The sequence below is a fragment of the Rothia sp. HMSC062F03 genome (genome assembly GCF_001836905.1).
Lineage (GTDB): Bacteria > Actinomycetota > Actinomycetes > Actinomycetales > Micrococcaceae > Rothia > Rothia mucilaginosa_A.
Map to the genome: position 1 here is coordinate 411109 of NZ_KV830861.1, position 10773 is coordinate 421881.

Consider the following 10773-nt stretch of genomic DNA (forward strand, 5'->3'; position numbering starts at 1 on the left):
TGCGGCGGGGCGGACCCGCCGCCCACCCGATAGACTGAAGCCATGACAACTCAACTGCTCACCGGCATCCCCGGCACCGGCAAGACCCATCACCTCACCGAACGCGCCCTGCGCTACCTCTCCGACGGGAACGACCCCGCCCGCCTGCTCATCCTCGCACCCACCCGCACCGCCGCAACCCGCATGCGAGACACCATCGCCGCCGCCAGCGACCGCAGCCTCTCCGTAGCACCCACCCGAGCCTGGGCAGCCTACGCCTTCGACCTGCTCAAACGCGCCCAAACCCGCGGGCTACTCAGCGGCGTAGAAGGCAACCTCAAGCTCCTCTCCGGCCCCGAACAAGACGTCATCATCGGCGAACTGCTCGCCAACCACGCCGAAGGCATCGCACTCGGCCCCGCCTGGCCCGACTCCCTCCGCGAAGCCCTACCCACCCGCGGATTCCGCCACGAAATCCGCGACTTCTTCGACCGCATGGCCGAATACGACCTCACCGCCGAGGACGTCCAGGCCCTCGCCCGCGACTACAACCGACCCGTCTGGGCCGCCCTCGCCCAGCTCCACACCGAATACCGCGCCGTGCGAGCCCTCCGCGCCAAAAACGCCTACGACCCCGCCGTGCTCATCAACGACGCCTGCCGGCTGCTACTGCGCAACCCCGAATTCCTCGCCGAAGAGCGCCGCCGCTACGACCTCATCCTCATCGACGACGTGCAGGAGCTCAGCCCCTCCACCTACCGCCTGCTACGCCTCATCGCCGCCGAAGAGCCGCCCGCAGACGCCGCCGAGCTGGCCGCAGAATACCCGGACGTCTTCGCCGCCGCGCCCGAAGTCATCATGACCTACAGCGACGAAGCCGTCGTCCAGGGCTTCCGCGGCGCCCGCCCCGACCTGGTGCGCACGCTGCCCGAAAGCTTCCCGCACCTGGCCGAACGCACCCTAACCACCTCCTACCGTCTGCCCGCACTCATGATGCCGCTCGTGGCGGATATTCGCCGCCGCCTGCCGCGCTACAGCCGCTACGTGCCCACCGCCGAGACAGACAGACAGAAGACCCCCGCAACTTTCGGACGCATCAACACCACCCCCGCCGACGAAGCCCTCACCTGGGGCGCCGTGGACGAGCCGCTGCTACACCTGGGCGCCGACGGCAAAATCCTCGACCCCGCGCACTACCGCACCGCACCCGCCGGAGTGTATAAGTATGCGCTCTCCAGCGCCCAGGACGAGGCGAACCTGCTCGCCCAGCTGCTGCTCGAAGACCGCATCTACGGCAACCGCCCCTACCGCGAGAGTGCTATCATCGTGCGCAACGGCGCGGACGTGGCGCGCATCCGCCGCGTGCTCTCGGCCAGCGGTATTCCCTCGCGTACCTCCGCCGCCCTCGTGCCCGTGCGTGACGAACCCGCCGTACGTCCCTTCCTCGACGCGCTCAGCCTGCTCGTCTACGCCCGCAAACGCGGCGAGAAGGCCCTCAACCCAGCCGTCACCGGCGCGGGCTACGAGGCCCTGGGCCCCGACGAGGCCGAAGAGATTATGCGCAAGAGCCTCGACGACGTCATCGCCGAAGAAAACCGCTCCAACCCCCTCAACGGGGCGAACAGCGCCATCACCCTGCTCACCTCGCGGCTGGGCGGCGCATCCAGCATGGACGTGCGGCGACTCCGCCAGCAGCTACGATCCGTCGAGCTGCAAACCGGTGGCCACCGCCCCAGTGACGACCTGCTGCTGGGCGCCCTGCTGCATCCCGAAACCCTGCCCGCCGAGGGCGTGGGGCGCGCCGTGCACCGCATCGCAGCCGTGCTCTCCGCGGGCCGCAAGGCACTCGCGCGCCCCGACTCCACCAGCACCGAGGTGCTCTGGGCCCTCTGGGAAGCCAGCGGCCTCGAAAAAACCTGGGTCGCCCAGTCGCGCGGCGCGGGCCCCGAAGCCGACGCCGCCCACCGCAACCTCGACGCCATGATCGGTCTCTTCGAGGCCGCCGACCGATTCGACGAGCAGATGCGCGGCGCCGGTGCCGAACAATTCCTGGACTTCATCGACGCGCAGGACCTACCCATGGACACCCTGGCCGCCCGCGGCGTACGCCAGGACGCGGTGGAAATCCTCACCCCCGCCCTGGCCGCAGGCCAATCCTGGCGCACCGTATATGTATGCGGCCTGCAGGAGGGCACCTGGCCCAACACCACCGTGCGCGGCTCCCTGCTGGCTACCGGCGACCTGGTCGACATCTGCGACGCCAGGATGCGCCGCCCCGCCCCCGCTAACCCGGCCCACGCTAACCCCGACGCGCAGGCAGAGGGGGAGCAGGTGCCGCCCGCACGTATTCGCAGCTACCCCGAACGCGTGCGCGACACCCGCCACGACGAGCTGCGCATGTTCGCCGTCGCCGCCACTCGAGCCAGCACCCGCCTGGTGCTGACCGCCGTGCGCAACGAGGACGAAGCTCCCGGCGAGTTCTTCGACTTCGTGGTGCCCACCGACGCCGAGAACGACTCGCCCGAGGTTCCCATCACCCGCGTGCGCCGCCCCGCCACCCTGCGCTCGCTCGTGGCGGAGCTGCGCCGCACCCTCGTGGAGGATGCGCTCACCGCCATGAGCGCCGAGGACGCCGAGCTGAAGAACGCGGCCGGCTCGCCTGGATTAGAAGCTCACGCACCCGATGCCCCCGCTACCGCAGAGGATGCGCTGAACCCCGAGGCCGCCCTGAACCCGGAGGCCGCGGCCTTCCGCTTCGACGCCGCATCACGTACCCTGGCCCGCCTGGCCCGCGTGCAGGCGCCCGGCGCATCCCCCGAGCAGTGGTGGGGCTTGCTGCCGCTGTCGAGCACCGAGCCGTTCTTCGCTCGCCCCGCCCAAGAATCGCCAGAAAATGGCGCCGACGAGGGGCGACGCATCATCGCGCTCTCGCCCTCGCGCCTGGAAACCATCCACAACTCCCCGCTGGACTGGTTGGTTTCCGCCGCCCGCGCCGAGGCCCAAACCGACCTCTCCCGCTCCCTGGGCACCCTCGTGCACGCCATCGCCGAGGAGTACCCGACCGGCACCCTCGAACAGCTCCAAACCGCCCTCGACGAGCGCATTAGCTCCCTCGGCGTGCCCGCCCGTAGGGAGGACGAGAGCGAAGAAGAATACCGCGAGCGCGTGCCCTGGGAGGCCTACGCCCTCTACGAGCGGGCCAAGCGCATGATTCTGCGCCTGAGCTACTACTACCGTCAGCACATGGGCGACGCCGGCTGGCAGAACCTCGGTGTTGAAGGATCCTTCTCGGTGCGCGTGCCCGTGCCCTTCGACCCGCAGGGGGAAGTGGGCGAGCTGGATGCGCTCCTCACCGGCCGCGTGGACCGCCTGGAGGAGGCACCGGAGAGGGACGGCACCCGCCGCTTCGTCATCGTCGACCTGAAGACCGGCAAAAGCAAGCCGGACGGGACGGCCGTGGCCACGCACCCGCAGCTGGCCGCCTACCAGATTGCGGTGGAGGCCGGTGCGGGCGAACAACTGGAAGAGCGTTACCGTGCCGAAGCCGCCGCCCTAGAAGCAGGCGAACCGCTACCAGACACCCGTCCCCAGGAGCTGGAGTACACCGGCTACACGGGGCGTTCCGCCGGTGCCGCGCTCATGCAGGTGGGCGTCTCGGACGTGAACGATGACAGCAAGGCCCGCCTGCAGGTTCAGCCCGCCCTGGAGGATAACGACGAATGGGCCGTGGACTTGGTGCAACGAGCCGCCGAGCTCATCGCCGGTGCGCAGGTGCAGACCCGCCACCGCGAGGGCAACCACGGGCACGGGTGCCGCCTGCCCGAGCTCTGCCCGATATGCACCCGCGGCCGCCAGGTGACTCAGCCCTAACGCGATGCGGCCCTAGCGGAAGAGGCCCCGCGCCGGGTGGCTGCAGTTCACTCACCCGGCCACCCATCAGGCCGCCCGCTGACCGCGCTCGCCGGTACCCCGGCACCGGTACAACACGAACCATTCACTCACCCTCAACGACGAAAGATGAGGACCCATGACCAACCCCGCCACCGCCTCCGGACAGCCGCTCACCCCCGCCCAGTGGTGCGAGCGCAACACCTGGCAATTCGCCGACGGCACGCTCCTGGCCGACCTGCCCGCAGGAGCAACCCCCGCGGGCGGCTACCGTAGCGCCCTCGACATTGCCGCGATGCTCAACGGCCCCGACGGCAAGAAACCCACACCCGAACAGATCCGCATGATTGAGGCCGGCCCCGCCCCGACCCTCGTCATCGCCGGTGCCGGTTCGGGCAAGACCGCGACCATGGTCGACCGCGTGATCTGGCTGGTCGACAACGGCTTCGTGCGCCCCGAGGAGGTGCTCGGCGTGACCTTCACCCGCAAGGCCGCCACCGAGCTGCGCAACCGCATGCGCGCCGGCCTGAACACCCTGCGCCGCAGCCGCCGACTCGAACCGACCGAGGAGGAACTGCGCGAGGGCATCGCGGACCCGACCGTGCTGACCTACCACTCCTACGCGAACAACCTCGTCAAGGAGTACGGCCTGCGCCTGGGCGTGGAGCAGGACGCGCAGATGCTCGGCGACGCGCAGAAGTGGCAGCTGGCCGCGCAGATTGTGCAGTACTGGGAGGGTGAGCTACCGCAGGATCAGGGTGATGTGCCCCTCTCGGCGGCCACCATGATTAACCAGCTGCTGCGGCTTTCCGACGAGTGCGCCGAGCACCTGCGCGAGCCGCAGGAGGTCATCGACTTCTGCACCGAGCAGCTGGCCGCCTACGCCGCGGTGCCCGATTCTCGCCGCCCCGTCAAGAAAGAACGGGACATTCAGAAGGTTCAGCGACTCCTGCGTAACCGACGGGTGTACGCGCAGATGGCGCAGAGCTACGCCCGCGTGAAGGCGCGCATGCAGGTGCTGGACTTCGGCGACCTTATGCGCCTGGCCGCGCGCATCGCCGAGAGCGACCCGGCGATTCGCGAGGGGGAGCGCGCCCGCTTCAAGGTGGTTCTGCTGGATGAGTTCCAGGACACCTCCCACGCGCAGATGCGCCTGTTCTCCTCGATTTACGGGGCCGATGAGGCGGCCGGTATTCCCGCGCACCCCGTGATGGCGGTGGGCGACCCGAAGCAGTCGATTTACGGCTTCCGCGGCGCCTCCGACGGCCAGATGTTCAGCTTCTACCGTCACTTCCCGACCCCGCACGCGCAGCCGCTCTTCCTGTCAGTGGCGTGGCGTAACGACATCTCGATCCTGAACGCCGCGAACCACGTGGCCGAAAAGCTCAAGGACGTTCCCGAGTGGGTGCGTGCGATGCGCGGCGATATCAGCGCCGATCAGGTGCCCGACCTGCGCCCGCGCTGCGTGCTGGTCGGGGAGGAAGACACTCCCGCCTTCGAGGAGGCCGCCTCCGGGATGACCGGTCGCGTGGAGATGACCTACTACGACTCCGACCGCGCGGAGGCCGCGGGCATTGCCGAGCGGATTGCCGGGATGCGCGCCGAGGCCGTGCGCGAGTACGAACGGGCCTACGCGGCGCACCGCGGCGGCGACGGTTCGGTGCGTCCGCGCCTGAAGATGCCCGAGGTCGCCGTGCTGGCCCGCTCCCACGGCCAGCTGGACACGATTCGCGAGGAGTGCGAGCGCCTGAACATTCCGGTGCAGCAGGTGGGCCTGGGTGGCCTGCTCTCTCAGCCGGAGGTCGTGGACCTGGTCTCGGCGCTGCGCGTGCTGGCCGACCCGAACCGTTCGGATGCGCTGGCCCGCCTGCTCACGGGTGCCCGCTGGCGCCTGGGCGGTGCCGACCTGCTGGCGCTGGGGGATTGGGCGCAGTCGCTGGTTCGCGAGCGTGAGCGGGCCCTGCGGGAGCAGATGGCCCTGCGCCTGCTCGAGCAGGCCGAAGAGGTCGAGGACGGCCCCTCCGAGGGTACCGGCCGGGGTACCCGCGGCCGCCTGACCGCCGAGCATCTGCGCGCCGCACAGGAGCAGCTGGACCAGGTGCTCAAGGGCGCGGTGGACGACTCCTCGGGGTACGTTTCGCTCATCGAGGCGGTCGAGAACCTGCCGCAGGACGGCCCGGACGGCGAACCCCTCTACGGCGAGCACTACCGTGGCCGCCGCTTCTCCTCGGCGGGCCTGGAGCGTCTGCGCGCCTTCGCCGAGCAGATGCGCGTGCTCCGCGCGGGCCTGAGCGACGACCTGGGCAATCTGCTCTACGAGATTGAACGCACCATGCTCCTGGACATTGAGCTGGCGGTCCGCCCGGGTACCGACCCGCTGGTGGCGCGCGTAAACCTGGACGCCTTCCACGAGGTGGCCGCCGCCTACGGAATGTCGGCCCCGCGCATCAACGCCATGATTTACGCGGGCGCCGACGGCGTGAGCGCGGAGGAGGGAGAGCCGGGCGCTCGCCGCTTTATGCTCTCCTCGGGCGGCGTGAGCTACGTGATGGGCTTCCTCGCCTGGCTGGAACGCGCGGACGACGAGGAGAAGGGCCTGGAGCTGGGCTCCATCGACCCCGACCCGAACGCCGTTCAGCTGATGACGATGCACGCCTCCAAAGGCCTGGAATGGGACCGCGTTTTCCTGCCGGGCCTGTGCGGCACCGTCGGCGGCGCGCAGACCCCGAACCTCTGGCAGATCACGGCCAACGTGGCCCTGCCCTGGCCCCTGCGCGGCGACAGCGAGTACCTGCCCTCAATCCTGGAACGCCCCGAGGAAATCGCGGAGTTCGAGGAGGCCAAGAAGCTCGAGGAATACCTGAAGGCCCACAAGGGGGACGCCGGCGAGCACGCGGGCATGGAGGACCGCCGCCTCATGTACGTGGCGATGACCCGCGCCCGCAACCTGCTGGCCGTGAGCGCCTTCCGCTGGAAGAGCACCGCGAAGACCCCGCAGCCGGTCCAGCCCTTCTGGATGGAACTGCTGTGGACCCTGGCCGAGGCCTACCGGCGGCACGCCGAGGACACGGTGGAGTTCCCCTGGACCGCCCCGCAGCTGGTCGGCATGGGCCTGGTCTTCGTCGTGGCCGACCCCTCGGACGACGGCAAGAAGAAGCCGATCGATAACGTGACCCCCTGGGTTGAGTTCATCGCCGACACGGGGTACCGCCTCAAGGAGCCGGTGACCCTGGCGCAGGGCACGGTGCTGACTCCCGAGGGCCTGCCCGACCCCGAGGAGGCGGGTGAGGTCCCTTACGCCTGGGCCCTGGCGGGGGCGATAATTCCCTCCCTGATGCGCGAGGTACAGCTCTCGCCGCTACCGATGCGCGTGCGCACGGTGCGGGAGAACTGCGAGCGCCTGGATCTGCCCGCGCCCGAGTGGCTGGACGAGCTGGCCGCCGAGGAAGCGGAGCGCGCATCCCAGCCTCCGCGCCCCGGCTATTCTCCCGTGATGGCCGCGGCCCTGCCCGTCGTGGCGGGCGGCTGTTTCAGCGCCCAAACCTACGAGACGATAAACCCGCACCTGGGTGCGGTGCTAACCGCCATGTGGCCCTTCGACCCGCTGGAACGCCCCGTGATTTGGCGCTGGCGCTCCGAGGAGGACCTGAACGAGGGCACCGAGGCGATTCTGCGCCACGGACGCCACGAGGAGTTGAACCGCGAGATTGCCATTAACTCCACGAGCCGCCGCGAGGCGGTGGAACGGGCCGCCCTGGCCGTCGAAAACGCGGTCGCCGAGCTGGAGGCGCAGCTTGCTGCCGGTGCGGATCTCACCGCCCCCGAGCCCGCCGGGGCCGTTCCCGAGGCCCTGCGCCGCCGCGCCCAGGATTGGGAGCGCGAGGCCGATTTGCTCATGCGCCTGGCCGAGCACACCGAGCCGGTGCTGGCCGAGCAGCTGCCCGGTCACCTCTCGGCCTCCACGTTCATTCGCCTGAGCGAGGATCCGCAGGGCACGGTGCACGAGCTGTTGCGCCCGGTGCCGCAGCGTCCCTCGCGTGCGGCGACCATCGGTACGGAGGTGCACGCCCTCATTGAGGAGCACTTCGGTGTGGTGCCGAGCGCCGATCCGCTTGAGGTCCCGGAGGCCGAGGACACGCTGGGTGTGACCCTGCCCGGCGCGGTCGAGCCGGCGGGAGAGACAGCGTCGGAGGAAGTAGCGGGGGAGGAACACCCCGAGTTCGCCGAGGGCCTTCCGCAAGACGCCCTCTTCGACGAGCTGTCCCTCGCCGAGGAGAGCGAGCAGGATTCCTCCGTGCGCTCGCTCTGGGAGCGCTTCGCGGCGAGCGAGTGGGGCTCCCCCGAATGGAAGGAACGCATCTGGGCCGTGGAGTACCCGGTTGAGACCCACGTGGAGGGCGTGAGCCTGCGCGGCCGCATCGACGCCGTGTTCCGCACCGAGGACGGGGACGGCGAACGCTGGATTCTGGTGGATTGGAAGACCGGTCGCCGCCCGAAGGCCGCGGACATGCAGGCGCGCCGCTTCCAGCTGGGCCTGTACCGCATCGCGTTCTCCCGCATCATGGGGATTGACCCGGAGCGCATCAGCACGGTGTTCGTCTACCTGGGCGGCAAGCGCGTGGAGGAGGTGTGGGACGAGCAGATTCGCGGTGGCCTGCCCTCGGAGGCGCAGCTGGCCGCAGTGATCCGCAAGGCCCGCGCGGGCGAGGGCTAGGCGCTCGCGCTTCCCGGCCCGGCCGCCAATAGCCCGGCCCCTGCCGTCAATAGCCTAAACGGATGCGCAAAAGCCCGGGCCGACCCCATCGCGGGGTCGGCCCGGGCTTTTCTCACTCTCGAAGTGAATAGCAGAAAACGCCTCTCGGCCCTACTGCATTAGGGCGGGGAGGCGTTCTCAGCCGCTGAAGAACTATAAAGGTACTTCGTGCCCTCGCACGCTCGGATCATCCGCAGACAACTGCCGCCGTGGCGGCCTCACTCACGCCGTCTGCGTGCCGTGGGGTTCGCGTGCGTCTTTACTCTCAAACACAACCTCGAAAGTACCTCTATAGAATTCTGCCATCGGTGATTGGTTGCGCGGTGCATGAATCCGGCTCGGGGTGTGACATGACCGGTCACGGTCCCCGTCCAATCGTTCCCCCTCGATACCGCTGCCACGGTATCGGCGCTGGTCAGTACGCTTTTGGGGGCTGTGCTCGTTCTCTGTGGAACGGTACAGGAAAAGTATTCCAGGACTTGACAAAAAAGTCTAAGCGTAAAATAATTGCCCCAAAATGCATGTTTTTGGGCATGTTTCAAGGTGAAATTGAAGCCTTGTGGAGTCCTATTCTGGGTGTTTGGGTTGTGTGGGATTTTGTGAATAAACTCTGCATGAAGAGGTGCGTTCTTTTTTAAATCACACCTTCAACTCTCACCCTTAATTGCAATTTTTCGTGCACAAAAATGCAGAACAGGCGCTCAAAATGTGTTGGAAAATACATTGAAAAATTCGGTGGGAACGCCCTAAATCCTCCGGAAAAGCGCTCTATTAGTATGTTCATGGCCCCCGAGGCCTGCGCGAAGCAGGCTCCCGGGGGCCATGAATCTTAAAGAATAGGGGGGGGCTCGGCGGCTCGGCGGCTCGGCGGCGCTCACTGAGGGGCTCATGCGGCCGCCGTCCAATAACGGGCTACCCAATAACGAGCCCAGCTCTGCTAGTCTTGCGGTCCGCTCATGAGCGGGGGAGTGTCCTCCTGGCCGAGTAGCTCGCCCGAGGAACGCAGATCGTCCTGAATATCCAGGAGCATCGACACCGCGTGGGTCGCGCCGTCCTTATCGTCGGTCTCGACCGTGTGGGTGAGCCACTGGGCCACCGCGAACTCGGCGTAGAAGTTCGCGCGCTGCGCCAGGTAGGCGTCGGGTAGCTGCGGCATCTGCTGACGGTACACCTCCACGGCCTCGTCGGTGAAGTCGATATCCTCGCACGAGTACAGCCACGCGAAGTCCTGCGCGGGGTCGCCCACGTGCACGTCGGACCAGCCGGTCACCTCGACGATGCGCGCCTCGGAGGGGGTCACCTCCAGCACCAGGTTCTCGGCCCCCATATCGGCGTGCACCACGCGTGGGCGGAACTGCCACATGGGGCCGGGGGAGAGGACCGCCTGCCAGTGCGCGAGCAGGTCGGCGGGCACCTTGCCGGTAGCGGCGGCGCGCTCGAGTTCGGCAATCTTGCGGCGGCGAATCTGCTCCGAAGAGTAGGAGGGCAGGTCGGCTTCGTAGATGATGTCCTCGGGCATCACGTGCAGGGTCGCAATATCCTTGGCGATAATCGCGGCCAGGGAGGGACGCCCCTGAGCGACCTCGCGGCGGCTCAGCTCGGCAAGCTGGTCCACGTCGTAGACGGAGCCGGGGATGTGCGTGTACACGAAAACATTGCCGCCGGCGTACGGCACGATGCCGGCGACCGTGGGCACGGCGAAGGGCAGGCGGGCGCGCAGGCCGGGGCTGAAGGACTGCAGGATGAGGTGCTCGGCCTCCAGACGCATGCTGGCATCGGGACGGCGCGGGGCGCGCACACGCCAGCGGCGACCGGCCGAGTCGGCGATGATGGCCGAGTCGAAGTCGCCGCTATCTTCGCGGACCGCCTCGGCGCCGACGGGGTAGATTCCGGGCACTCCGGCAGAGACGATGGCTGCAAGCTGAAGGGGAGATAAAGTCACGGGTTAAGGTTACCAAACCATGTGAGCACCCCGAGCCTTTCACCGTATGTTTATGCTGACTAGTGAAGAAAGTTTTGGGCGATGCCTACCCCTCCGGCGGGCGGAATCCCGGGGGAACGCATCACCACGCATTTCGCCGCCCGCGCACGGCCGCCTGCAAGTAGCCGCCGCGGCCGGTTCCCTGCGGTTCCCCCGCGGGCAGGGGCGCAGC

General features: G+C 68.3%; 3 protein-coding genes. 2 read left to right on the forward strand and 1 reads right to left on the reverse strand.

Features of this window, described 5'->3' with window-relative positions; translation table 11 throughout:
- Positions 1 to 42 precede the first annotated feature (42 nt).
- Both HMPREF2674_RS01780 and HMPREF2674_RS01785 read left to right on the forward strand, forming a co-directional pair.
- Positions 43 to 3849 (forward strand): UrvD/REP family ATP-dependent DNA helicase, encoded by a 3807-nt coding sequence (locus tag HMPREF2674_RS01780; protein ID WP_070824652.1) that lies wholly within the window; start codon positions 43 to 45, stop codon positions 3847 to 3849.
- A 157-nt stretch (positions 3850 to 4006) separates the two neighbouring features.
- Entirely contained in the window at positions 4007 to 8581 is a 4575-nt protein-coding gene (locus tag HMPREF2674_RS01785) for an ATP-dependent helicase (protein ID WP_070824653.1), read from the forward strand.
- A 976-nt stretch (positions 8582 to 9557) separates the two neighbouring features.
- On the opposite strand, the gene HMPREF2674_RS01790 is transcribed toward HMPREF2674_RS01785, so the two are convergent.
- Positions 9558 to 10562, reverse strand: coding sequence for a phosphotransferase (locus HMPREF2674_RS01790; protein ID WP_049343936.1), 1005 nt, complete (start codon positions 10560 to 10562; stop codon positions 9558 to 9560).
- Between the last annotated feature and the right edge of the window lie 211 nt (positions 10563 to 10773).

Coding starts and splice junctions, on each gene's coding strand:
- HMPREF2674_RS01780 (WP_070824652.1), top strand. CDS start 43: ATGACAACTCAACTGCTCACCGGCATCCCCGGCACCGGCAAGACCCAT.
- HMPREF2674_RS01785 (WP_070824653.1), top strand. CDS start 4,007: ATGACCAACCCCGCCACCGCCTCCGGACAGCCGCTCACCCCCGCCCAG.